Here is a 23,023-nt window from a genome sequence, read left to right on the forward strand (position 1 = left end):
TTTTTCACATAATTCAAGGATATCTGGTTGCCGGATCACCGCGCTTGGTGATCCGCCGGGTAACAAATTGATGCTGCTTCGACGGATAGTATTAGTTTTTTGTATTTCCTCTTTGGCCCTGGCTAATAGCCAACCAGCGTTGGAATATAAGATCAAGGCAGCCTATCTGTATAATTTCACCAAATTCATCACCTGGCCCGAAAAGCACAGCGAAACCTTTAATTTGTGCATTTTCGGCGCCGATCAATTTCTAGCATTGTTGAAGCCGTTGGAGCAAAGGACAGCTCTGGGGAAGCCTATTCGTTTACAACGGCTCGATACGATCGATCAAGCCAAAATGTGTCATATCCTTTATATGGACGACGGCGAACCATTGCCCGCCTTCTTAACCGACGGCTCCTTGGATGGCATCTTGACGGTCAGCAGCCAACCATTTTTTGCTCAACGGGGCGGCATGATCGGTTTTATCCTGCGTGATGGCAGGATAAAACTGCAAGTGAATCTGGAGGAATTCAAAAAAAATGGCTTGAAGATTAGTGCGAAGCTGATGGAGGTTGCGGAATTGGTTGAAGGAGAGAGCGATGATTAGTCATTTTCGCTATTTGTCGATCAAATGGAAATTATTGTCGATTCTGAGTTTCTCCAGCATTTTGTCGCTGTTATTGGCGTTATTGCTATTAGTCATTGTCGAAACCATCGAATTGAAAGCGAAGGCCAATAGCGATTTGACGGCAATGGCGAGTTTGATCGCCAACCGGAGTACCGCCGCATTGTCATTTGACGATCCTAACGTGGCCCAGGAAAACTTGGCGGCATTGAAGGAGTTCGGCGAAGTCGAGGCCGCTTGTCTCTATGGCATGGACGGAAAGGTTTTCACCTCGTTGCATGAGGGACGTAAACAAGTCTCCTCTTGCCCTCAAGCCTCCGAAGGGATGCGAACACACTTCGAACGCCTGGACCTGTTTGTTATCGAGCCGGTATTATTGGATGGAGAAAAAATCGGCGCCGTCTATATCGCTGCCGATTTGCTGCCGTTACTCTGGCGTAAACTTCAATTCATCGGATTGGTCTTGGGCATTCTCTTTATAGCCTCTCTGATCACCTTTTTTCTAACCGCGCCGCTGCTGAACCTGGTGTCCGAACCGCTCATCAAGTTGGCCGTCACCGCCCGTAAAATCAGCCGGGAAAAAAATTATTCGTTACGCGCGGTCAAACGCAGTGATGACGAGTTAGATGTATTGGTCGATGCCTTTAATAATATGATCGAGACCGTCGACCAGCAGAACAAGGCCTTAGTCAGCGTCAAAAACAACTATTTGGCACTTTACGATAATAATCCGACCATGGTGTTTTATCTGAACATGGATGGTTTGGTATTGTCGGTCAACCGTTTTGGCGCCAGGCAATTGCATATGACTGCGGAGCAGGTTCAAGGGTGTTTGATTTATGACTTTGTGCATCCCGACGATATCAATGCGATCAGGGCTTTGTTCGATTTATGCCAATTGAATATCAACAAGGTTTATAAACAGGAAGTCAGGATCATTTGCGATAACGGCACCATCATTTGGGGACGAGTGTCGGCGCGTTTGCTGACCAACGATCAAGGCCAGCGCAATATGCTGCTGGTTTGCGAAGACGTGACCGAAACCAAACGCTTGACCGAGAAAATAGAATATCAGGCCCGTCACGACGCCTTGACCGGCTTGGTCAACCGCCGGGAGTTCGATACTTATGTACAGAAACTGGTGGAACGCACCCGGCAGCTACAGGGAGAACATGCGCTTTGTTATCTGGATCTGGACCAATTCAAGGTGGTCAACGATACGTGCGGTCACATGGCCGGCGACGAGTTGTTGCGGCAGTTGGGTGATTTGCTAAGACAAAATATCCGGCAGAATGATGTGCTGGCGCGGCTGGGAGGCGACGAATTCGGTATTCTGATGTACGATTGCCCGTTGATTCAAGCGATCAATGTCAGCGAGAAATTGCGTAATGTGGTGCGCGATTTCCAGTTCGGCTGGGACGATAGAAGTTTCAGCGTCGGCGTCAGTATTGGCGTGACGTTGATAAACCGTACCAGCGGCAATGCCGTCGAATTGTTGAAAATGGCCGACGCGGCCTGTTATGCCGCCAAGGAAAAAGGCCGTAACCGGGTGCATGTCTTCAGCCCGGATGACGAAGAACTGGCCTCACGCCAGGGAGAAATGCAATGGGTGCAAAAAATCCAGCAAGGCATTGAAAATAATCGCTTTTGTTTGTATGGCCAGTTGATCGTTCCGGTCGGCAAAATGACGGAAGGATTGCATTTCGAAACGTTGATCCGTTACCGTAACGAGCAGGGAGTCGCCGTCCCGCCCGGTGCGTTTCTACCGGCGGCGGAACGCTATAATATGGCGGCTTCGCTGGATCGCTGGGTGATCGAAAATTTGTTTGCTTGGCTGGCCGAAAAGCCTGGAGTCTTGGAAAAAGTGGCCTTATGTTCGGTCAATTTGTCCGGATTGACTCTGTCGGATGAAAGTATGTTGGCATATATCGACCGTGCTCTTCGGCATTGGCAAATTCCGACACAAAAAATCTGTTTCGAAATCACCGAGACCGCCGCAATCAGCAATCTGGGCTATGCCAGGCATTTTATCGATCATTTTAGGCAAAAAGGTTGCAGTTTTTCCCTGGACGATTTCGGCAGCGGCCTGTCTTCCTTTGCCTATTTAAAAAATTTGCCGGTAGATTATCTGAAAATCGATGGGCTCTTCGTCAAGGATATCCTAGACGATAAAGTCGATTTAGCCATGGTGGAATCGATCAATTCGGTTGGTCATGTCATGGGGAAGAAGACCATCGCCGAATTTGTGGAAAATGACGGAATACTGGCTAAACTTGACGAACTAGGTGTGGATTATGCCCAAGGGTATGGCATCGCTAAGCCCGTGCCATTGGATGAACTGTAATATTGGCTTTTAATTTTTTATGATCTCAACAAGGCTCAAACGATTAAGTTGTTCGCTGTTGCTGCTGTCAGACTGTGGTTTAGGCTATAGCCAGGAAGCCCTGGACGATTTTTTCGCCTTGTCTCCCGCCGAGTTGGCCAACATTCCGGTAACGATCGCCACCGGCACCGCCAAGCCGGTCTTCCGTTCCGCCGCCGTGACCAGCGTGATCACCGTCGAACAGATCACCGAAATGGGAGCTACCGATTTGCACGAAGTGCTGGATACCGTACCGGGGTTGCACGTCAGTAAACAGCCGGTGACCAACGATTATGTTTATACCATGCGGGGTATCGCCAATACTACCAATACCGAAGTGCTGGTTATGATGAACGGCAGCCGCTATTCACTGCCTTATAAAGGTAGTCATATGCAAGGCATGGAAATTCCGGTCGAGGCGATACAGCGCATCGAGGTGATCCGCGGGCCCGGATCCGCCTTGTATGGCGCCGACGCTTTCGCGGGGGTCATTAATATCATCACCAAGAAAGCCGCCGATATCGATGGCGTCGTTGTCGGAGGAAGAGGCGGTTCCTGGGGCACACGCAGCACCTGGGGGCAAGTCGGGAAAAAATGGCAGGGTTGGGATATCGCCGCCAGTCTGCAATACAGCAATAACGGTGTTGATGAAGATAGGATAATCAAAGCTGACGCTCAGACGGCTTTGGACAAAATTTTTGGCACTAAGGCTACGCTGGCGCCGGGAGCGATGCAAACGCAGGGGGAAAGATGGAATGCCCATCTCAATCTGCAAAGAAAATACATCGATGTCAATTTTTGGGCGTTTAGCGAGGTGGATGCCGGACTACGAGCGGGAGCAGGAGGGGCCCTGGATAACCGCGGAAAAGTAAATGGGGAAAGCTATTTGGCCGATATCAAATTGTCCACAGCGGATGCTTTGGAAGACTGGGAATTTCAGGCTCATCTGAGTTATTTAACCACATCAATCGACAGCCAGATTTATAATTTTCCCGCGGGTGCTGTGCTGCCAATCGGGACGGATGGCAATCCTGTCTTCGCTCCCGGCTCTTCTCCGGCAGCTTTAGTCATGTTTCCAGATGGCATGCGCACTAATATCGGTATTGATAACCGGATGCCCATTGTCGAATTGAGCAGTCTGTATCAAGGATTCAATAATCACTTGATTCGTGTCATAGCCGGTTACCGTTACGAGGCCGTTGTCACTAAGGAAAGCAGAAATTTCGGAGTGGGTGTCATTGATGGCGCCAATTTGTTGCAATTAGCCTTTAATCCTCCGACATTCATCGCCGGTAATATGGTAAAGGTCACCGGAACTCCTAATACTTTCTTACCTAATCGCCATAGAGATATCTGGTCGCTGGCTTTGCAGGACGAATGGCAGTTCGCCGACGGTTGGCAATTGACCGCCGGAATTCGTTACGATGAATATTCCGATTTTGGCAGCACATTCAATCCGCGTGTTGCGTTGGTATGGGATATCAACGAACAACTGACGACCAAATTATTGTATGGTCAGGCCTACCGGGCGCCTAGTTTTCTGGAACAATATCAACAAAACAGCCAATTTTTTATTGGCAATTCCGAGTTGGAACCAGAAGAAATCGAAACCGTCGAGCTGGCCTTCGATTATCGGCCGGCTAAAGATCTGCGCACCGCTCTGAATATTTTTTATTATGAAATTGACAATTTAATTGGTAATGAAAACGCATTTACTAGCAAATCTACAATAACGGTAGCAAATGGCAAAGGTCAACAAGGTGTGGGTTCAGAGTTCGAATGGGATTGGCAATTCCACGAGGACTGGCATTTTCGCGGTAATTACGCCTGGCAATATGCGCGCAACAAGGAGTTCAATCGCCGGGTCAGCGGCGTGCCGGAACATAAATTGTATTCGGCGCTGGCGTGGAAGTTCATTCCACAATGGCAATTACAAACCCAGCTGAACTGGGTCGGACACCGGGTCAGTCCGGTGGGCGATTCGAGGGTATTGGATGATTATGAAACGGTCGATATCACTTTGAATGGCAGGAAATTATTCGGTCATGTCGATGTCACCGCCTCGGTGCGTAATCTGTTCGACAGTGACGGCAAGGAGCCGGCGATTTCAGCCTATCCCGACAGCATACCCATTCCCGGGCAAAGTTTTTATTTCGAAGCGGCCGTTCATTTTTAATGGCCGGGCTCTTTTTTAATGCCGAAAATCTTGCCCCTATAGATGGGGAGTTGTATCTTATCAGGGAATTTTATCCACCGGAGCGGGCCGACAGTTTTTTCCAAACATTATTGGATGAGCTGGACTGGCGGCAGGAGCAAATACTGATATATGGCCGTCAGGTCGGCGTACCGCGTCTGATGTGCTGGTATGGCGATCCCGGCATGCATTACCACTATTCAGGCACCGACCATTCCCCCACGCCGTGGACCGGGACCTTGCTGCGGATCAAGGCCGATGTCGAAAAAGCCTGTGCCGTGGAATTTAACAGTGTCATGGCCAACTTGTATCGAAACGAGCGGGATTCGATGGGGTGCCATGCCGACGATGAGAAAGAATTGGGCATCAATCCGCTGATCGCCTCGCTGAGTTTCGGCGAACGCCGGCTGATGCGATTCCGCCATAAGAAGCAGCGGCAAAAACTCGAACTGGAACTCGGGCATGGCGACTTGTTGCTGATGGCGGGCGAGTTGCAACATCATTGGCGCCACGAGCTGCCGAAAACCCGGCAGCCAAAAAAGGCCAGGATCAACCTGACCTTTCGCCGAATTTATCCTGGCACGTGATGGGGCGCCTTATCTATTTGATCGCCTTGAAGCCGATATCGGTTCGGTAGTAAACATCGTCCCAGCTGATTTGCCGCGCCAGCCGGTAGGCTTTGTCCTGGGCCTCGGCGATACTGTCGCCCAGGGCGCAGGCGCACAGAACCCGGCCGCCGGCGGTGACAACGCCTTGCGGGGTCTGCCGGGTGCCGGCATGAAAAACCTTGCTGTCCTCTGATTCATCTTGCGGCAGACCGCTGATCGGGTCGCCCTTGCGGTAACTGCTGGGGTAGCCGCCGGCCGCCAGCACAACGCCCAGTGCGACGCGATTGTCCCATTGCGTCTCGGTTGTATCTAATTGCTTATTCAGCGCGGCCAGGCATAATTCCACCAAGTCGCTTTGCAGACGCATCATGATCGGCTGGGTTTCCGGGTCGCCGAAACGGCAATTGTATTCCAATACCTTGACCGAACCATCCTTGCCGATCATCAGGCCGGCATAAAGAAAGCCGCAGTATTCGTGGCCGTCTTCGCGCATGCCTTGTAAGGTTGGGGTGATCACATCAGACATCACCTTCTGATAAATTTCATTAGTGACCACCGGAGCCGGCGAATAGGCGCCCATGCCGCCGGTATTGGGGCCGGTATCGCCATTATCCCGGGCTTTGTGATCCTGCGAGGTCGCCATCGGCAGGGCATGTTCGCCGTCGGCGATGACGATGAAACTCGCTTCCTCGCCATCGAGAAACTCCTCGATGACGACGCGGTGGCCGGCCTCGCCGAAGCTGTTGCCGGATAACATGTCCTCGACGGCGGCGATGGCCTCGGCCTCGCTTTGGGCGACGATTACGCCTTTGCCGGCCGCCAGGCCATCGGCTTTGACCACGATAGGCGCACCCTTGCTTTGAATGTAAGCGATAGCCTGTTGCGGATTGGTAAAGGTCTGGTATTCGGCGGTCGGAATGTGGTGACGCGCCATGAAATCCTTGCAGAACGATTTCGAGCCTTCCAGCTGCGCGGCTTGCGCCGTGGGGCCGAAACAGGCGAGACCGGCCTCGCGGAAACGGTCCACGATGCCCGCCACCAGCGGTGCTTCCGGGCCGACGATGGTCAAGTCGATCTGTTCCTTTTGGGCGAAGTTTAGCAGGGACGGGATGTCATCGGAGCCGATGGCGACATTCTCGATGCCGTCTTCCAATGCTGTACCGGCATTACCCGGTGCGACAAAAACCTTGTCCGCCTGAGGCGATTGTTTTGCTTTCCAGGCCAGTGCGTGTTCTCGGCCGCCGCTGCCAACGATAAGGATTTTCATGATTATTCTTTCACAGTAAATACGGAGTTGCTAATAAACTGTAGGATGATGACGATAGGAAGCGCATCAGCGAATCTTTTTTTTGATGCGCTTAACTTTGTTCAGCGCATCCTACAAATGTTTTTTCGGGTTATCGCGATCAATGTCGGAAATGCCGCATGCCGGTGAATACCATGGCAATGCCGTGCTCGTCGGCGGCAGCGATGACCTCGTCATCGCGCATGGAACCGCCGGGTTGGATAACTGCAGTGATACCGGCCTCGGCGGCCGCATCGATGCCGTCGCGGAAAGGGAAGAAGGCGTCCGACGCCATCACCGAGCCCGGTACTTCCAGACCTTCATCGGCCGCCTTGATGCCGGCGATTTTCGCCGAATAGACCCGGCTCATTTGGCCCGCGCCGACGCCGATGGTCTGGCCGTTCTTGGCATAGACGATGGCATTGGATTTGACGAACTTGGCGACTTTCCAACTGAACAGCAAATCGCGCATTTCCTGTTCGCTCGGCGCGCGCTGGGTGACGACTTTGACTTCGGCGGCGCTGATGCAGCCGTGGTCCTTGTCCTGTACCAACAAACCGCCCGACACCCGTTTGAAATCCCATGCCGGCGAGTGCCCGCTGTTCCAGATGCCGCATTCCAGCACACGGACATTTTGTTTGGCCCCTAATACCTCTTCCGCCGCGGCGCTGACGGTCGGCGCAATAATCACTTCGACGAATTGGCGCTTGATGATTTCGGCGGCGGTTTGTTCGTCCAGTTCGCTGTTGAAGGCGATGATGCCGCCGAAAGCAGATGTTGGATCGGTAGCATGGGCACGGTCATAGGCGGTGTAAATGGAATCGGCGACGGCCACGCCGCACGGATTGGAATGTTTGACGATGACGCAAGCCGGCTGTTCGCTGAATTCCTTGACGCATTCCAATGCGGCATCGGCATCGGCTATGTTGTTATAGGATAAATCCTTGCCCTGCAATTGCCTGGCTGCCGAGATCGTTCCTGATTCGGGGTCTTTTTCCCGGTAGAATGCCGCGTGCTGATGCGGATTCTCACCGTAGCGCATCGTTTGCAGATGGTGAAACTGCAGGTTCAGTGTGCCAGGAAAGCGTTGCTGGTTGAGTCCTCCCAAATAGGCGGAAATCGCGGTGTCGTAACGGGCGGTATGCTCGAAGCTTTTCAGGGCCAAATTGAAACGGGTTTGTTGGCACAGGTTACCGTCATTGGCTTTTAACTCGGTCACGATCGGTGCATAGTCTTCCGGATCGACCACGACGGCGACATCGGTGTGGTTTTTGGCCGCCGCACGGATCATGGTCGGCCCTCCTATATCGATATTCTCGATTGCCGTTTCCAAATCGCAACTCGGCCGGGCCACGGTTTGCTCGAATGGGTACAAGTTGACGACGACCATGTCGATTGCCTTGATACCGTTGGCGGCCATGATCTTATCGTCGATGCCGCGGCGGCCGAGAATGCCGCCGTGAACTTTTGGGTGCAAAGTCTTGACCCGTCCCGCCATCATCTCCGGAAAGCCGGTGTAATCGGAGACTTCGGTCACGGTAATATTGTTGTCCTGCAATAACTTGGCAGTACCGCCGGTAGACAACAGTTCAATGCCCAGTTGATCGAGCTCCCGACAGAATTCAAGAACTCCGGTTTTGTCGGAAACGCTGATCAGGGCGCGGTTGACTTTTTTATTCATTAGAACCTCAAAAGGGGAATTGGGAAGAATGTTAACTGATTCCGTATTGATCGAGCTTTTTGCGCAGGGTGCTGCGGCTGAGGCCCAGGATTTTTGCGGTTTTGGTTTGATTGTAATTGGCGTGTTTCAAGGCGGTTTCCAACAGGGGTTTTTCGACTTCGGTCAGGACCAACGCATAAAGCCCGCTAGAATCGTGGCCGTTGAGCTGGGAAAAATAATTTTCAATCGAAAGGCGGACATGCTCGGACAGCGGTCGGCCGTTATCGCTGGCCGGGGTTAAAGCAATGCTGTCATTTTCAATTTGGGATGATGCTTCCATTATTCAAGCTGCGTTGTGCGTGATGTCGGTGAACGATAAATTGACCAGGGCCAGTTGCTCAGAAGGGAGTTGCGCCTGGTTAATTTCTTGCTTGCGGGCCGGAGGAATAGCGCCCAGGTTGTCGAAATACCAACCGATGTGTTTTCTTGCTATTTTAACACCGCTGATTTTGCCGTAGAAGCAGTATAAGTTTTCAAGATGATTATTAAGTATTGATTGAGCCTCTGCCAACGAAGGCCGGCCGTCATTATCGCTTACGTTTCGGCTATTGAGGATTTCCCGGAAAATCCAGGGACGACCTTGTGCGGCGCGGCCGATCATAACGCCATCCGCTCCGGTATGGGCTAATACTTCTTTGGCCTTGGCGGCGGAATTGATGTCGCCGTTGGCGATTACCGGGATGGAGACGGCTTGTTTGACTTGTCTGATCGTGTCGTATTCCGCCTTGCCGGTAAATCTACAGGCGCGGGTGCGGCCATGGATCGTCAATGCCTGAATGCCGCAGTTTTCGGCGATTTTGGCGACACTCAGCGCATTGCGATGCTGTTTATTCCAGCCGGTACGGATTTTCAGGGTAACAGGCACGTCGACGGCATTAACGACGACGGAGAGGATTCTTTCTACCAGTCCTTCATTTTTCATCAATGCCGAACCGGCGGCAACCGAACAGACCTTTTTGGCCGGACAACCCATGTTAATGTCGATGATCTGTGCGCCGCGGTCGACATTGAGGCGGGCCGCAGCGGCCATTTGTTCCGGATCGGTGCCGAGAATCTGCACCGAGCGCAAGCCGTTGCCGCCTTTGTGATCGATTTTTCGCAATGTCTTATGGTGGTCTTGCAGATGCGGAATGGACGTCACCATTTCCGATACGGTCAGACCGGCGCCGAATTGCAGGCACAAGTCCCTGAAAGGCCGGTCGCTAACGCCTGCCATCGGTGCGAGAATCAAGTTGTTAGCGAGGTGATAGGGGCCAATCTGCATGGGTCTGGACAGTTGCGAAAAGGCCGCATATTCTACCTAAAATGGAGGTGCGGGGAAAGGCGTAGCAATTCGGGGCTTGTCCATTTATGCGTTGTTTCGTGGATCCAGTCAGGCTGCCGACGAGCAGTGTAAGTCTTGATGCCAGCAACTAAATTAGAAATTGCTGTAGAAGACGAACGGATGTTTTCTTTGATCAGAAGATGCCTCCCTTATCGGGATTGTCTGCGTCAATGTGGAAACGGCGGAGAGATAACAACTCCGCCCCACGAGGTTATTTCTCAGAGTTTTCGGTGAAGATCGGATTGTTTTTATCGTCTTCATGCAATTTGATTTTGTCTTCCGGGTAGATATGCCAGAACGATTGGTCGATCGCGCCTTCGTCGTATTGCTCTTTACGCGAATGGCCGAACGGGCACCACCAGTTCTCGACCACTTTGACCATGTAGGCGTGCCATTCGAACAAGGCGACGCTGTAAGGGCAATACCAGGTGCAGTTAAGGATCCAATAAAGTTTCGATTGCGCCAGGCTCAGTTTGAAGGTGCCTTCCATCGTGATCTGGCTTTTCAGGTCGTAGCGGTGGCTGGCACGGTCGGGCAGGAAGTCTCCCCATGTCTTGACGTTTTCGGCGCCTACCAGCTTCAGGCTGAAATAAGTCATGTAGGCGCTGAGGATGACGAAAGGCAGCGTCAAAATTGGTAAATAGATGAATAACAGGCCGATGGCGCGGGACAGCACCGAACGTTGTTTATGGTTGCAGCCGATCTTGACGCGGTCGTTACAGGATTCGCAGGCTTTCATTTTTTCTCCTTGGTTGGCGGTTGGATGTTATGTTGTTCGTTAGCGTAATTGTTTTTGGGCCTTGGGTCTTCCGCCGGTAGGGGCTGCACCCGGAAATTGGCGGCGATTGCCGAAATGGGACGGGAAGTATTGATTGCATATAAAGCGTTATAAACTGGCCGAAACCGAACAGAAGAAAGTCTTCAAGTATTCGGTTTCCGGTACGGCCGGGTGGATGGGATGGTCTGGCCCCTGGCCGCCACCGGCGAAAAACACGACGTGGCGATCGATATGGCGGGCCGACGAACGCAGGATCTCATGCAAATTGTCCCGGCTCAGATGATGCGAACAAGAGGCGGAGACCAGAATGCCATTCTTGTTCAAAACTTGCAAGGCCAAATGGTTCAGGCGACGGTAGGCTTCGTAGCCTGCCTTGAAATCTTTCTTGCGCTTGATCAGCGCCGGCGGATCCAGCACGATCAGGTCATAGCGTTCGTTTTGCTCCCGAGCTTGGCGCAGAAATTCGAACGCGTCGCTGCGGATGAAATGCATCTTGTGGTCTACGCGGTTTAACTTGGCGCTGTCGGCCGCGATGGCCAGTGCCGATTCGGAACTGTCGACACAGCTCACTTGAGTTGCGCCGGCCAGCGCGGCCGGTATGCCCCAGGCGCCGGAATAGGCAAACAGGTCCAGGACTTTTTGGCCCTGCGCCAATGAAGCGAGCATCGCCCGGCTGCGGCGGTGGTCGTAGAACCAGCCGGTTTTCTGGCCTTCCAGGATGGAGACGTAAAAACGGGCGTCGTTTTCCTCGATGATCAAGGGCTCCGGTAAACGACCGTAAATGACTTCCGATTCCTGCGATAAGCCTTCCAGTTGCCGCTGTCCGCTGTCGTTTTTCAGTACGATGGCTGCCGGCGCCACTAAGTCGACCAAGCAGGCGATCAGTATATCCTTGAGTTTGTCTATACCGGCGGTAGTGATTTGCAGCGACAGCACCGGGCCGAATCGGTCGATGACGAGGCCCGGCAGGCCGTCGCTTTCGCCGAAAACCAAACGGTAATAGGGGTTGTCGAACAGGCGTTCGCGCAAGGCCAAGGCATCGCTCAGCCGGGCATGCAGGAATTTGGCCCCGATTTTCAGGTTGGTCTTGCGCGATAGCAGGCGGGCGGCGATCAGCGTGTTGGGATTGACGTAAGCGGTTCCCAAGGCTTTGCCGCCATGGTCCTTGACCACGACTAGATCGCCGGCGGAAAAATGCTCCAATAGACTGCGCCGCGTGTCGATTTCATTGCTGAATACCCACATGTGGCCCTTGCGCAGGCGTTTGTCTTCGTGTTTTTTCAGGAATAGTTCGGGATAAGACATGGGTATTACAATAATTTGAAACTGTAGCCGCCTATTTTTCGCGCCGGCGCGGCGATGTCGAGAATAATTTCGCCGCTTTTATCGGCATCCAATACAGGGAGTGCGGGCCGATAATCGTCGGCGGTAAAAACTCTCTCGGCGAAGGCTTCGCCGGTAAAGTTGAGCAGGGTCAGACGAATATTCGGAAAGGGTTGGCTGAAACCGGCTTGATTGACGATGATGGCTTTAAAACGGTAGCTGGTTGCGCCGCTTGCTTCCAACGACCCCTGCAGAATACTGATTTCCTCGGCGTTTTTATACGCCGGCAAACTGCAAGAAAAAGTCTGGCAAGCTTGCACTAGCCAAGGGCGCAAGATTGGATTCTGGCTTAGATTGTAACTTTCGAAATAAAAGAACTGTCCCGCCAAAGCCATCAGCCCAATGACTAGCCCCACCGTCCAGAGTGCATTATGTTTACCGCTTGTCGCTTCCTCGACGGGGAAAAATTCAACCCGTTTCGACTCCATTGATTGGTCGATTGGGGTGTCGCTGATGAATTCGAGCGCATCAAACATGGCGCCGCATTTGTCGCATTTCAACATGCCGCGGGTCGTGCGCAGCAGCTCGGTATCGATGCTATGTTGAGTCTTACATTCCGGGCATTGCGTGTACATGGGACGATAATGTTGAAAAGCTAAAGCCATAGTATAGGCATGGTTTGTTCTTGGGAAAATGCCGAGTAAATCGCTTCCTACCCGCGCTTTTGGAAATGCTGGTTTTTTCGGCAGTTGCATTTTCCGCGCCAAGCAGAAAATCAACCAGACAGGAGCCAATGCCAATACCCACGATGACTCTACTTAAACAGGCTTGTTCCCATCCAGCCGGCTCCAGTCTTCTCGGCTAAGAGGGGGGGCGAAATGCAATCCGTGCTGGCGATAGGCGGATGCAACGGCCTCGGCCTGCTCATTGAGAATGCCGGATAATATCAATTGACCGCCGGGTTTCACGAGGGCACTGATGGGGGCAGCCAATTCGATCAATGGCTTGGCCAGAATATTGGCCAGCACGATATCGCTTTCCCGCGCGCTGAACTGCTCCGGTAAATAACAGAAGACGCGGTCTTGAACGCCGTTTTTTTCGGCGTTGCTTTGCGTAGCTTCCAGAGCCTGTGGATCGATATCGATGCAATGGGCTTCGCGAGCCCCCAATAACAAGGCCGCAACTGCCAGAATCCCCGAACCACAACCGTAATCGATGACGACCTTATCCTGAAGCGGATGGGTTGCCAGCCATTCCAGACAGAGGGCGGTAGTCGGATGAGTGCCGGTACCGAATGCCAGGCCCGGGTCCAGCGTCATGCAGACACAGCCTTCTTCATTCCGCTCTTGTCCGGTTGGGCAGACCCATAGGCGCCCGCCGAATTTCATTGGCTTGTAATGGTCCATCCAGGCCCGTTCCCAAGTTTGATCCTCGATTAACTCTTGTTGCCAATGTTGCAACTCTTGGTCTTCGAATCGGGAAAAAACCAGCGTTTTGACCAACTCGGGTTCGATCTCCTGTTCGAACAGGGCGATCACCCTGGTCTGTTCCCAGATTCGGGTTTCCCCGGGCGCTGGCTCGTAAACCGGCCGGTCTTCGGCGTCCATATAAGTGACGGAGACGGCGCCCAGGTCGCTGAAAAAATCGGACAATTCCGGTGCGGTATGTTGGTCTGTGATGACCGATAATTGATGCCAGGTCATGCTTTAATAGATCGAGGGACGGGTTTCCGCTCTGCGGAAACCCCGCCGGTTATTTCGTAATACCCAGTTTCTTTTCCAGGTAATGAATGTTTTGGCAGCCTTGAGCAAAGGCGCTGTCGGCCATGATGTCCTGCTGTAGCGGGATATTGGTCTTGATGCCGTCTATGACCATTTCGCTCAATGCGGTCTGCATGCGGGCGATGGCGCTTAGCCGATCATCGCCGTGTGCGATCAGTTTGCCGATCATCGAGTCATAATAAGGCGGCACCTTGTAGCCGTTGTAGATATGCGTTTCGCAGCGGATACCCGGGCCGCCAGGCATGTGGAATTGGTCGATCGTGCCCGGACTGGGCATGAAGGTTTTCGGGTCTTCGGCATTCAAGCGGCATTCGATGGCATGGCCACGGAAGATTACCTCATCTTGGGTAATCGACAACGGCTCGCCGGCAGCAATACGCAATTGCTCCTTGACGATGTCGAAACCGGTGATCATCTCGGTGACAGGGTGTTCGACCTGGACGCGAGTATTCATTTCAATGAAATAGAACTCGCCTTTTTCATACAGGAACTCGAACGTGCCCGCGCCCAGATAGCCGATATCGATACAGGCTTTGGCGCATAACTCGCCCATGCGTTGGCGTTGTTCGGGGGTGATGCCGGGAGCAGGCGCTTCTTCGACCACTTTTTGGTGGCGACGCTGCATCGAACAATCACGTTCACCCAGGTGAATGGCATTGCCGTGGGCGTCGGCCAGAACCTGGAATTCGATATGACGAGGATCTTCCAGGAATTTTTCCATGTACACGGTATCGTTGCCGAATGCAGTCGAAGCTTCGGCCTTGGTCATCGTGATGGAGTTGATTAGCGCCGCCTCGGTATGAACGGTGCGCATGCCGCGACCGCCACCGCCGCCGGCCGCCTTGATGATGACCGGATAACCGATTTCCTGCGCCAGCTTCAAATTGGCCGCGTTATCATTGCCCAACGGGTCACCGTTGCCGGGAACACAAGGAATGCCCGCGTCCCGCATGGCTTTCTTGGCGGAAATCTTGTCTCCCATCATGCGAATGGTTTCCGCCCTGGGGCCGATGAAAGTGAAGCCGCTTTGACTGACTTTTTCGGCAAAGTCGGCGTTTTCGGATAAAAAGCCGTAGCCGGGATGTATCGCTTCGGCATCGGTCACTTCGGCGGCACTGATGATGGCCGGGATATTGAGGTAGCTGTCGGTCGAAGCGGCGGGGCCGATACAGACGGCTTCGTCGGCCAGGCGCACATGTTTCAGGTCGCGGTCGGCGACGGAATGGACGGCAACGGCCTTGACGCCGAGTTCCCGGCAGGCTCGTAGAATGCGTAATGCTATCTCGCCTCGATTGGCGATTACAATTTTATCGAACATGTATATTCACCTTTTCGTTATTCAATAATGAATAAGGGTTGGTCATATTCGACGGGTTGTGCATTTTCGACCAGGATTTGTTTGATCTTACCGCTCTTGTCCGCTTCGATTTGGTTGAGGATTTTCATCGCTTCGATGATGCACAGGGTCTCGCCAAGCGAAACGGTTTGTCCCAGCTCGACGAACGGTTTAGCGCCTGGAGAAGCGGCGCGGTAAAAGGTGCCGACCATCGGCGATTTGACCACATGACCGCTGATTTTCTCTTCGGCGGCAGCCGGAGCGGCTTCAACGGCGGCTGGCGCAGGAGCCGGAGCAGCGGCGGCCGGGGCGGACACTGCGACTTGCGGCGGCGCGATGGATGAAATTCGGCTGATTCTGACAGATTCTTCGCCTTCACTGATTTCCAGTTCGGCGACGTCGGAATCTTCGATAATTTCGATCAGTTTTTTTATTTTTCTAATATCCATGATGTTAGTTTCTCTCTGCTATTATCTGATGAGCGGCTTGCAGAGCCAGTTCATAGCCATGAGCTCCCAGTCCGCAAATAACGCCCTTGGCGATGTCGGAAAGATAGGAATGTTTTCTGAACGGCTCTCGTGCATGAACGTTGGATAAATGCACTTCTATAAATGGAATTTTCGTAGCCAGTAATGCGTCGCGAATGGCGACACTGGTATGGGTGAATGCTGCCGGATTGATAATGATAAAATCGGTGCCGTCCTGCATGGCTTGGTGTATGTGCCCGACGATTTCGTGTTCGGCATTATTTTGGTAAAAATTGAGACGATGGCCCAGGTTTTGAGACAGCGATTCCACTGCGTTTTGTATGTCCCTAAGCGTCCTGCTGCCATAGTGTCCGGGTTCGCGTACGCCTAAAAGATTTAAGTTGGGGCCGTTTAGTATTGTTATTATCGCCATTGAAAGGTATCGAATCGGAAACACTCAGGGCGGTAATTTTGCCTAATTTGCAGTGTTTTGTCTAGATCTATGTCATTTCCTATCAGATGGCGGCAAAAACTCGAATTTTATCTCTGTTTAATTGCAATTTAATGACTTTTTCGCAGGCCGCCGGCTTGCCACAACATAGGTTCGAGTTTCGCGAAGGCGTCATTCAGCTCGACAATTCCTTCCAGGGCCAGGGTGCGGTCGCCGTTCATATAATGATTCATTAGCGTGGAACCGATTTGATGCAGTTTCTTATGGGCCGTATCCAGTTGCTTTAATTATCCATCATAAGGTTTAAACCACCGGCTTTAGCCGGTCAGCTTTAGCTGCGATAATTTGCCCAAGGAGGTGGCGATGGACTATAGATACGGCAGCCATACGGTTTACCAAATTGAGTATCATTTTGTTTGGGTTACGAAGTATCGTTATAAAGTGCTGAAGGATGAAATAGCCGAACGAGTGAGAGACTTGGTGCGGCAGACATGCGAAGCCTTTGAGATACGGATTATCAAAGGTGTCGTGAGCAAAGATCATGTGCACATTTTGGTGAGTGCGCCGCCGACTATGGCCCCAAGCGAAATCATGAGGCGAATCAAGGGACGAACTTCGAGCTATCTGTTCGAAGAGTTCCCGCACTTGAAAAAGCGATATTGGGGTCGACATTTTTGAGCCCGCGGTTATTTTTGCGCCACAGTGGGGCAAATGACTGATGAGATGATAAAGCAATATTTGGAGCATCACTTTGAACCTAATCCAAACGATAATTTCAAGATGGAGCCCGACTAAGACGCGTCGTTTAGTCGACGCGTATCCGGACTTTCAGTCCGTTATTGGAACCCACCCGCTTGAGCGGGTGGTTGTTTAGTTAGCCGGGTCGAAGTCGCCGTGTATCTGGGCGAGTTTGAGCCAGCGGCCACAATGACATAAATGATAATTCATGATGGGCCAATCCGGTAGGGTATTAGAAGAAGACAGCAGGCAATTTTTCAACCGCTGCAACCAATGTTTGTCGGTCAGCCACAACTGTTCCAGGGCGGCCTGATGTTCGGACAATGGCTTATTGGCCAATTCTATCCATTGCTTGGGACAGCGGTATTCGCTCAGCCATTGCGGTAACTCCTCGGCTGGCATGGGGCGGGCGATGCCATAACCTTGGGCCAGATAGCAGCCCTGCATCAGCAACATCAGGCCGTGGTCGCTCGACTCCACGCCTTCGGCGATGACCTGCCGGTGCAGCGCCTGCGACAAGCTGATCACGCCTTCGATGATACTGAAGTCGTTTGGGTCGTCCAGCATGTCGCGGACAAAGCCTTGGTCGATTTTGACCGTATCGACCGGTAAATAGCGTAAATGGGTCAGCGAGGAGTAACCGGTACCGAAATCATCGAGGGCGGTACTGACGTGCAGCGTCTCGGACAAGGTCTTGATGACTTTATTGACCAGGTTCAGATCGCCCAATGCGCTGTTTTCCAGAATTTCCAATTGCACATTTTCAGGGCTGATGGTGGGATAATTGCTGAGTATTTCCTGGAACTGGGTAATGAAGTCCGAATCCAATAAATGCCGGGATGAAATATTGATGCTCATTTCGAGCGTCAGCCCTTGTTGTCGCCATTGATCCAGTTGGTCGATGGCGGTTTCGATGACCCATTGCCCGACTTGGCACTCCAGGTGGCTACCTTCGATGATCGGCAAAAAAGCGGCAGGTTGCAGCATGCCCTTTTGTGGATGCCGCCAACGTAATAATGCCTCCGCGCCGAAAACGCGGCCGTTTCTCATATCGATTTTCGGTTGAAAATAAAGACAGAATTCCTGTTGTTCGAATGCTTTTTCGATGTTTTGTAATTGCCGGTGTTTATGCGCCAATTGTTGTACCGCGCCGGTATCGAAAAAATGATAGCGGTTTTTGCCTGCCATTTTGGCCTGATACATGGCGTGGTCGGCGTGCCGTAGCAAGGTGTCGGGATCGCCGTCGTCCAGGGGATAAAGTGTTACGCCACCACTGACCCCCAGTGCCAATGTTTGATCGTCCAACGAATAGGGGCGAGAAATGGCCTGATAAATGCGGGACAAAATTTGTTTGCATTGGTCCTGGGAAACGATACCGGTCAAGAGCAAGGCGAATTCATCGCCACCCAGGCGTGATGCGGTGTCCTCGTCGCGAATGGCGTGTTTAATGCGTTTCGCTACTTCGATCAAGACTTTGTCGCCGCTTTCATGGCCATAGCGATCATTAATCGGTTTGAAGCCATCCAGGTCGAGAAAAACAATGGCCAACAGGGATTTGTTGCGTTTACAGCGGGCAATGGCCTGATGAAAGCGGTCGGCGAAAAGGGTCCGGTTGGGCAGGCGGGTCAGTACATCAAAGTGAGCCATTTGTTCCAGCGCTTGTTGCTGGTATTTGAGTTGAGTGATGTCTGAGAATAGGCTGATATAGTTTTGTACCTTGCCTTCATCGTCATAAACCGAAGAAATCGTCAGCAGTTCCGCATACAGTGTACCGTCTTTTTTTCGGTTCCAGATTTCCCCTTGCCAATGCCCCGTTTCCAGAATCGATTTCCACATGTTTGCGTAAAATTCCTGGGATTGCTTGTTGGATCTGAGAATATTGGGGTTTTTGCCGATGACTTCTTCGGCGCTGTAGCCGGTGATTTCGCTGAATACCGGATTGACGTTTATGATCGCGGGGCGGGTGTCGGTGATCATGATGCCTTCGTGCGCATGACTGAAAACCTTGGCCGCCAGTTTTAATTATCCATCATAAGGTTTAAACCACCGGCTTTAGCCGGTCAGCTTTAGCTGCGATAATTTGCCCAAGGAGGTGGCGATGGACTATAGATACGGCAGCCATACGGTTTACCAAATTGAGTATCATTTTGTTTGGGTTACGAAGTATCGTTATAAAGTGCTGAAGGATGAAATAGCCGAACGAGTGAGAGACTTGGTGCGGCAGACATGCGAAGCCTTTGAGATACGGATTATCAAAGGTGTCGTGAGCAAAGATCATGTGCACATTTTGGTGAGTGCGCCGCCGACTATGGCCCCAAGCGAAATCATGAGGCGAATCAAGGGACGAACTTCGAGCTATCTGTTCGAAGAGTTCCCGCACTTGAAAAAGCGATATTGGGGTCGACATTTTTGGGCCCGCGGTTATTTTTGCGCCACAGTGGGGCAAATGACTGATGAGATGATAAAGCAATATTTGGAGCATCACTTTGAACCTAATCCAAACGATAATTTCAAGATGGAGCCCGACTAAGACGCGTCGTTTAGTCGACGCGTATCCGGACTTTCAGTCCGTTATTGGAACCCACCCGCTTGAGCGGGTGGTTGTTTAGTGCTCCTCGGACCGCTTGCGCTCGGAAATATCGGTATTGGAGCCGAACCATTTGCTGATGCTGTCATTTTCATCATGTTGCGGAATTGCCCGGACCAGATGCCAACGATAGGAACCATTATGATGTTTGAGACGAAATTCGGTTTCAAATTCAGCGCCGGTTTGTAAAGAATGGCTCCATAATTCGAGTGTCTGTGCCAAATCATCCGGATGTATCACTCGAGGCCATCCCTCTTTCAGTATTTGTTCCTCGGGAAGCCCGAAGTAATCCAGAGCCCGCTGATTGACGAAATCAACATTGCCGTCGGGGGTGGCGGTCCAGATTTGTTGTGGCAATAGTGAGCTGATCAGGCGGTATCTGGCTTCCGAGCGGCGTAGTTTTTGGTTGGTTTCTCTAAGGTTCGCCAGCAAATGATTGAAGGCTTCCGCCATATCGCTGATTTCATCGCTACCCTCGACAATCAGCGTTTGATCGTGGTGGTTGTTGGCAATCTCGTGCATTTTTTCGGCAATGCCGACAATTTCACCGACCAGGCGCCGCTTCAAGCGTTTGCCCAATAGCACAGTGACGAAGAAAATGGAAAGGGTCAGGGTGAAATTACCGATAAATTTACTGGCGGTCAGTAGTTGATTGCGCTCGGTTTGTTGACGTAGTTCGGTTTCTACCGTGGCGATAACGCTCTCAAGCAAATCAATTCTTGCCGCGGCCAACTTCCACCACTGTTGAGCGTCGAATTGGCCGGTTAGCAGGCTTAATTCGTTAATGGCATTCAGCGCGGGATTGTCGTCGACCCTGACTCTGGCATCGATTGCCGTGATCGGTTGCCCTTCTTCCCGCATGCGCTGTATCGTGGAAAGATGGTTTGCGTAGGTGGCGAAGGTATTTTCGATGACATCCAGGTTATGCTTTTCCTTGGCGGTAATATTGGGCAAACTGCGGTACTTAGCGATAATGTTGTGCGCCTCGCTATGGATTCGTTTAAATCGTTTTAAATAGTGTAGGTCGCCACGAATAACGTAGTTTTTGAAATGATGAATCAGGCCGCCATAGCCGATCATGATTTGCAGTTCGTTGAGCGCCAGGCTTTTTTCCGCCTTATGCAGAATGGCGCCGCGAAAATCCATGAAATCGCCGATAACTGAGGCATTCAACCGGTTTTGTAATAGATCTCGATAGGCAGCTGGGGCAATTTTTAGGAATTTGTTCAAATAGGCATCTTGCGCGGCGATGTGGGCATTCAGATCGGAATAGATCAAGGCGGTGAAGTTTTTGCCGGCAAGTAATTTGTACAAAGCGCTCTGTTCCAGCGCGGCATTTTCCTTCAACCATTGCAAGGCATTGTAACAGCGAGCGATTTGGGCAATATCGAGGTTTGCGGAAACCAACTGCATTTGCAAGATCATTTCCAGGATATGGTCGATGACCTCACTGAAATAAATGCTGGACTGCCCCGAATCTATGTCTTCGCGTACGGAGGCGATCTTGTTAAACAACGAGACAAGCCTTTCGGATTCCCGAGGAAAATCCTGCAGGTGAACATGGGGGGGATGACTGATTTCTCTCCTGAACCTATCGATGAGCCGATCAACCTTGATGCGTTGCTGTTGCAGTTGGTTGGCGACGTGGTTATCGCCTGCCAGAAATTTAGTGCTCAATCCCCGTTCCTGTTGTAATTGTCTGGCCAGGGATGATAGCGTTGTGCCCATGGTTAAAAAGCCGCGAGAGGCAGTGGCGTTCGACCAGCGTTGATAATCATCGGTGAGTTCGCTGGCGGCAAAAAAAAGCAATCCGAGTAGGGGAATAGCCAAATAAAGGCGCAGCTTGCTGAGTATCCTCAGGTTGTGGAAGGCAGGGAAGAGCCTCATGAGTAATGATGCAATGGCAACAATGATTGTTTCTTACGTAAATATAAGCCTAAGCTTACATCAAAAACAGATTGTATTGTCTTTATTGCGAGTTCGAAGACAAAAATGAGAGGTGGAAGAGAGTGGAAACCGTTGGGAACCCGGTCAGCACTCGGTGACATTGACCGCCAGGCCGCCTTGCGAGGTTTCCTTGTATTTGCTCTGCATGTCGGCGCCGGTTTCGCGCATGGTTTTGATGACCTTGTCCAAAGAAACCAGATGCGTGCCGCTGCCACGGAGGGCCATGCGCGCGGCATTGATGGCCTTGACGGCGCCCATCGCATTGCGTTCGATACAGGGAATCTGCACCAGGCCTCCGATCGGGTCGCAGGTCAGGCCGAGATTGTGCTCCATGCCGATTTCGGCGGCGTTTTCGACCTGTTCCGGGCTGCCGCCCATCACTTCCGCCAAGGCGCCGGCGGCCATCGAGCAAGCGACGCCGACCTCGCCCTGGCAGCCTACCTCGGCGCCGGAAATCGAGGCATTTTTCTTGTAGAGGATGGCTAGGGCGCCGGCGGTCAATAAAAAACGGATCACGCCCTCTTCATTGGCGTTGCGGCAAAAGCGCATGTAGTAGTGCAGCACCGCCGGTATGATACCGGCCGCGCCGTTGGTCGGGGCGGTCACGACCCGGCCGCCGGCGGCATTTTCCTCATTGACGGCGATCGCATACATATCCACCCAATCCAGCTGGTTCAACGGGGCTTCGGTGCGTTGTTGTTCATAGTGCAGTTGCTTGTATAGGTCGGCCGCCCGGCGTTTGACATTCAAGCCGCCGGGCAGAATGCCTTCCTGGGTGATGCCGCGTTGGGCGCAAGCTTGCATGACCGACCAGATGTTCAATAAGCCCTGGCGGATTTCCCCCTCGCTGAGCCAGGCTTTTTCATTGTTGAGCATGATCGTGCTGATGGAACATTTGTGCAGCATGCAAAGTTTCAGCAATTCATCGGAAGTGTTGAACGGATAGGGTAGGCAATTATCTTCGTCGTTATCGTTTTGTTGCGGGTCTTCCTCGCCGGTCGTAATGAAGCCGCCGCCGGTCGAATAATATTCTTTCGCCGCCAACAGCCGGTAACCGGAAAAGGCGCTGAAACGCATGCCGTTGGCATGGAAAGGCAAGGCTTCCAGGCGAAAAATCAAATCCCGGCTTTCCTTGAAGGCGACCGGGAGCCGGTTCAACAGCAACAGTTGTTTATGCTGGCGGATGGCGTCGAGCTTGTCGGGAATCGTATCGGGATCGATTTGGTCGGGCAGTTCGCCTTGCAAACCTAGCAAGACGGCCTTGTCGGTGCCGTGGCCCTTGCCGGTCGCACCGAGGGAGCCGAATAGCTCGATCCGCAAGCGGGTGATCTCTTCTGCGCCATATTCCTGCAGTAAGAGTTCGGCGAATAGCCGCGCCGCCCGCATCGGCCCGACCGTGTGCGAGCTGGAAGGGCCGATGCCGATTTTAAAAATATCGAAGACACTGATGGCCATGAAGATCACCTTTCGGGAAAATCTGTTTGCGTCCTGGTCCGTTGATTCATGCAGGTTTTG

General features: G+C 52.1%; 20 protein-coding genes and 1 pseudogene. 6 read left to right on the forward strand and 15 right to left on the reverse strand.

The window, feature by feature from the left end:
- Nucleotides 1-139 precede the first annotated feature (139 nt).
- From EP25_RS0115205 to EP25_RS0115220, 4 genes are read left to right on the forward strand one after another with little or no spacing between them, the layout of a single operon-like run.
- The gene (locus EP25_RS0115205) at nt 140-589 is read left to right on the forward strand and encodes a YfiR family protein (RefSeq protein ID WP_235185916.1); all 450 of its coding nucleotides are present in this window, start codon (nt 140-142) and stop codon (nt 587-589) included.
- Nucleotides 582-2,951, forward strand: a complete 2,370-nt coding sequence (locus EP25_RS0115210) for an EAL domain-containing protein (protein ID WP_031434686.1) — start codon at nt 582-584, stop codon at nt 2,949-2,951. The genes EP25_RS0115205 and EP25_RS0115210 overlap by 8 nt, the downstream gene beginning before the upstream one ends.
- 19 nt (nt 2,952-2,970) lie before the next feature.
- Nucleotides 2,971-5,145: a TonB-dependent receptor plug domain-containing protein gene (locus EP25_RS0115215; protein WP_031434687.1), complete on the forward strand. Its 2,175-nt coding sequence runs from the start codon at nt 2,971-2,973 to the stop codon at nt 5,143-5,145.
- Nucleotides 5,145-5,750: an alpha-ketoglutarate-dependent dioxygenase AlkB family protein gene (locus tag EP25_RS0115220; protein WP_031434688.1), complete on the forward strand. Its 606-nt coding sequence runs from the start codon at nt 5,145-5,147 to the stop codon at nt 5,748-5,750. The genes EP25_RS0115215 and EP25_RS0115220 overlap by 1 nt, the downstream gene beginning before the upstream one ends.
- Nucleotides 5,751-5,763: 13 nt before the next feature.
- On the opposite strand, the gene purD is transcribed toward EP25_RS0115220, so the two are convergent.
- The 12 genes from purD to EP25_RS24065 all read right to left on the reverse strand — a co-directional run bounded on the left by purD (nt 5,764) and on the right by EP25_RS24065 (nt 16,469).
- Nucleotides 5,764-7,038: a phosphoribosylamine--glycine ligase gene (gene purD, locus EP25_RS0115225; protein WP_031434689.1), complete on the reverse strand. Its 1,275-nt coding sequence runs from the start codon at nt 7,036-7,038 to the stop codon at nt 5,764-5,766.
- Between the two features lie 139 nt (nt 7,039-7,177).
- A complete protein-coding gene (purH, locus tag EP25_RS0115230) occupies nt 7,178-8,737 on the reverse strand; it encodes a bifunctional phosphoribosylaminoimidazolecarboxamide formyltransferase/IMP cyclohydrolase (protein ID WP_031434690.1) in 1,560 nt (519 codons plus the stop codon).
- A gap of 31 nt (nt 8,738-8,768) precedes the next feature.
- Nucleotides 8,769-9,056, reverse strand: coding sequence for a helix-turn-helix domain-containing protein (locus tag EP25_RS0115235; RefSeq protein ID WP_051906761.1), 288 nt, complete (start codon nt 9,054-9,056; stop codon nt 8,769-8,771).
- A gap of 3 nt (nt 9,057-9,059) precedes the next feature.
- Nucleotides 9,060-10,040 (reverse strand): tRNA dihydrouridine synthase DusB, encoded by a 981-nt coding sequence (dusB, locus tag EP25_RS0115240; RefSeq protein ID WP_031434692.1) that lies wholly within the window; start codon nt 10,038-10,040, stop codon nt 9,060-9,062.
- 271 nt (nt 10,041-10,311) lie between these two features.
- The gene (locus tag EP25_RS0115245; protein WP_031434693.1) at nt 10,312-10,839 is read right to left on the reverse strand and encodes a hypothetical protein; all 528 of its coding nucleotides are present in this window, start codon (nt 10,837-10,839) and stop codon (nt 10,312-10,314) included.
- A gap of 147 nt (nt 10,840-10,986) precedes the next feature.
- Nucleotides 10,987-12,183 carry a class I SAM-dependent rRNA methyltransferase gene (locus EP25_RS0115250; RefSeq protein ID WP_031434694.1) on the reverse strand — a complete coding sequence of 399 codons (1,197 nt, stop codon included), beginning with the start codon at nt 12,181-12,183 and terminating at the stop codon, nt 10,987-10,989.
- 5 nt (nt 12,184-12,188) lie between these two features.
- Nucleotides 12,189-12,866, reverse strand: coding sequence for a zinc-ribbon and DUF3426 domain-containing protein (locus tag EP25_RS22575; protein ID WP_160172742.1), 678 nt, complete (start codon nt 12,864-12,866; stop codon nt 12,189-12,191).
- Nucleotides 12,867-13,019: 153 nt separating this feature from the next.
- On the reverse strand, nt 13,020-13,904 hold the full coding sequence (prmA, locus tag EP25_RS0115260; protein WP_031434696.1) for a 50S ribosomal protein L11 methyltransferase: 885 nt from the start codon (nt 13,902-13,904) through the stop codon (nt 13,020-13,022).
- A gap of 49 nt (nt 13,905-13,953) precedes the next feature.
- Nucleotides 13,954-15,300: an acetyl-CoA carboxylase biotin carboxylase subunit gene (accC, locus tag EP25_RS0115265; protein WP_031434697.1), complete on the reverse strand. Its 1,347-nt coding sequence runs from the start codon at nt 15,298-15,300 to the stop codon at nt 13,954-13,956.
- Nucleotides 15,301-15,317: 17 nt separating this feature from the next.
- Nucleotides 15,318-15,767: an acetyl-CoA carboxylase biotin carboxyl carrier protein gene (gene accB, locus EP25_RS0115270; protein WP_031434698.1), complete on the reverse strand. Its 450-nt coding sequence runs from the start codon at nt 15,765-15,767 to the stop codon at nt 15,318-15,320.
- A 4-nt stretch (nt 15,768-15,771) separates the two neighbouring features.
- Nucleotides 15,772-16,218 carry a type II 3-dehydroquinate dehydratase gene (gene aroQ, locus EP25_RS0115275; protein ID WP_031434699.1) on the reverse strand — a complete coding sequence of 149 codons (447 nt, stop codon included), beginning with the start codon at nt 16,216-16,218 and terminating at the stop codon, nt 15,772-15,774.
- Between the two features lie 128 nt (nt 16,219-16,346).
- A complete protein-coding gene (locus tag EP25_RS24065; protein ID WP_268745416.1) occupies nt 16,347-16,469 on the reverse strand; it encodes a hypothetical protein in 123 nt (40 codons plus the stop codon).
- A gap of 130 nt (nt 16,470-16,599) precedes the next feature.
- On the opposite strand from EP25_RS24065, the pseudogene tnpA (EP25_RS0115285) reads away from it, so the two are divergent.
- A pseudogene (tnpA, locus tag EP25_RS0115285) lies at nt 16,600-17,031 on the forward strand (IS200/IS605 family transposase).
- A gap of 75 nt (nt 17,032-17,106) precedes the next feature.
- Here the strand turns inward: tnpA (EP25_RS0115285) and EP25_RS0115295 are convergent.
- Nucleotides 17,107-18,990 (reverse strand): putative bifunctional diguanylate cyclase/phosphodiesterase, encoded by a 1,884-nt coding sequence (locus EP25_RS0115295; RefSeq protein WP_268745442.1) that lies wholly within the window; start codon nt 18,988-18,990, stop codon nt 17,107-17,109.
- A gap of 82 nt (nt 18,991-19,072) precedes the next feature.
- Here EP25_RS0115295 and tnpA (EP25_RS0115300) point away from each other — a divergent pair, with 82 nt between their 5' ends.
- Entirely contained in the window at nt 19,073-19,504 is a 432-nt protein-coding gene (gene tnpA, locus EP25_RS0115300; RefSeq protein ID WP_031432165.1) for an IS200/IS605 family transposase, read from the forward strand.
- Between the two features lie 75 nt (nt 19,505-19,579).
- Here the strand turns inward: tnpA (EP25_RS0115300) and EP25_RS0115305 are convergent, their stop codons facing one another.
- Together EP25_RS0115305 and EP25_RS0115310 are read right to left on the reverse strand one after the other, a co-directional pair.
- Nucleotides 19,580-21,448 (reverse strand): nitrate- and nitrite sensing domain-containing protein, encoded by a 1,869-nt coding sequence (locus tag EP25_RS0115305; protein WP_084191058.1) that lies wholly within the window; start codon nt 21,446-21,448, stop codon nt 19,580-19,582.
- A 144-nt stretch (nt 21,449-21,592) separates the two neighbouring features.
- Entirely contained in the window at nt 21,593-22,963 is a 1,371-nt protein-coding gene (locus EP25_RS0115310; protein WP_031434702.1) for an L-serine ammonia-lyase, read from the reverse strand.
- Nucleotides 22,964-23,023: the final 60 nt, after the last annotated feature.

The organism is Methylomarinum vadi, from assembly GCF_000733935.1.
Taxonomy (GTDB): Bacteria; Pseudomonadota; Gammaproteobacteria; order Methylococcales; family Methylomonadaceae; genus Methylomarinum; species Methylomarinum vadi.

Coding starts and splice junctions, on each gene's coding strand:
- EP25_RS0115210 (WP_031434686.1), top strand. CDS start 582: ATGATTAGTCATTTTCGCTATTTGTCGATCAAATGGAAATTATTGTCG.
- dusB (WP_031434692.1), bottom strand. CDS start 10,040: ATGCAGATTGGCCCCTATCACCTCGCTAACAACTTGATTCTCGCACCG.
- tnpA (WP_031432165.1), top strand. CDS start 19,073: ATGGACTATAGATACGGCAGCCATACGGTTTACCAAATTGAGTATCAT.
- EP25_RS0115310 (WP_031434702.1), bottom strand. CDS start 22,963: ATGGCCATCAGTGTCTTCGATATTTTTAAAATCGGCATCGGCCCTTCC.
- purD (WP_031434689.1), bottom strand. CDS start 7,038: ATGAAAATCCTTATCGTTGGCAGCGGCGGCCGAGAACACGCACTGGCC.
- prmA (WP_031434696.1), bottom strand. CDS start 13,904: ATGACCTGGCATCAATTATCGGTCATCACAGACCAACATACCGCACCG.
- EP25_RS22575 (WP_160172742.1), bottom strand. CDS start 12,866: ATGGCTTTAGCTTTTCAACATTATCGTCCCATGTACACGCAATGCCCG.
- EP25_RS0115220 (WP_031434688.1), top strand. CDS start 5,145: ATGGCCGGGCTCTTTTTTAATGCCGAAAATCTTGCCCCTATAGATGGG.
- EP25_RS0115245 (WP_031434693.1), bottom strand. CDS start 10,839: ATGAAAGCCTGCGAATCCTGTAACGACCGCGTCAAGATCGGCTGCAAC.
- EP25_RS0115250 (WP_031434694.1), bottom strand. CDS start 12,183: ATGTCTTATCCCGAACTATTCCTGAAAAAACACGAAGACAAACGCCTG.
- accC (WP_031434697.1), bottom strand. CDS start 15,300: ATGTTCGATAAAATTGTAATCGCCAATCGAGGCGAGATAGCATTACGC.
- EP25_RS0115235 (WP_051906761.1), bottom strand. CDS start 9,056: ATGGAAGCATCATCCCAAATTGAAAATGACAGCATTGCTTTAACCCCG.
- aroQ (WP_031434699.1), bottom strand. CDS start 16,218: ATGGCGATAATAACAATACTAAACGGCCCCAACTTAAATCTTTTAGGC.
- EP25_RS24065 (WP_268745416.1), bottom strand. CDS start 16,469: ATGAATCATTATATGAACGGCGACCGCACCCTGGCCCTGGAAGGAATT.
- EP25_RS0115215 (WP_031434687.1), top strand. CDS start 2,971: ATGATCTCAACAAGGCTCAAACGATTAAGTTGTTCGCTGTTGCTGCTG.
- EP25_RS0115305 (WP_084191058.1), bottom strand. CDS start 21,448: ATGAGGCTCTTCCCTGCCTTCCACAACCTGAGGATACTCAGCAAGCTG.
- accB (WP_031434698.1), bottom strand. CDS start 15,767: ATGGATATTAGAAAAATAAAAAAACTGATCGAAATTATCGAAGATTCC.
- purH (WP_031434690.1), bottom strand. CDS start 8,737: ATGAATAAAAAAGTCAACCGCGCCCTGATCAGCGTTTCCGACAAAACC.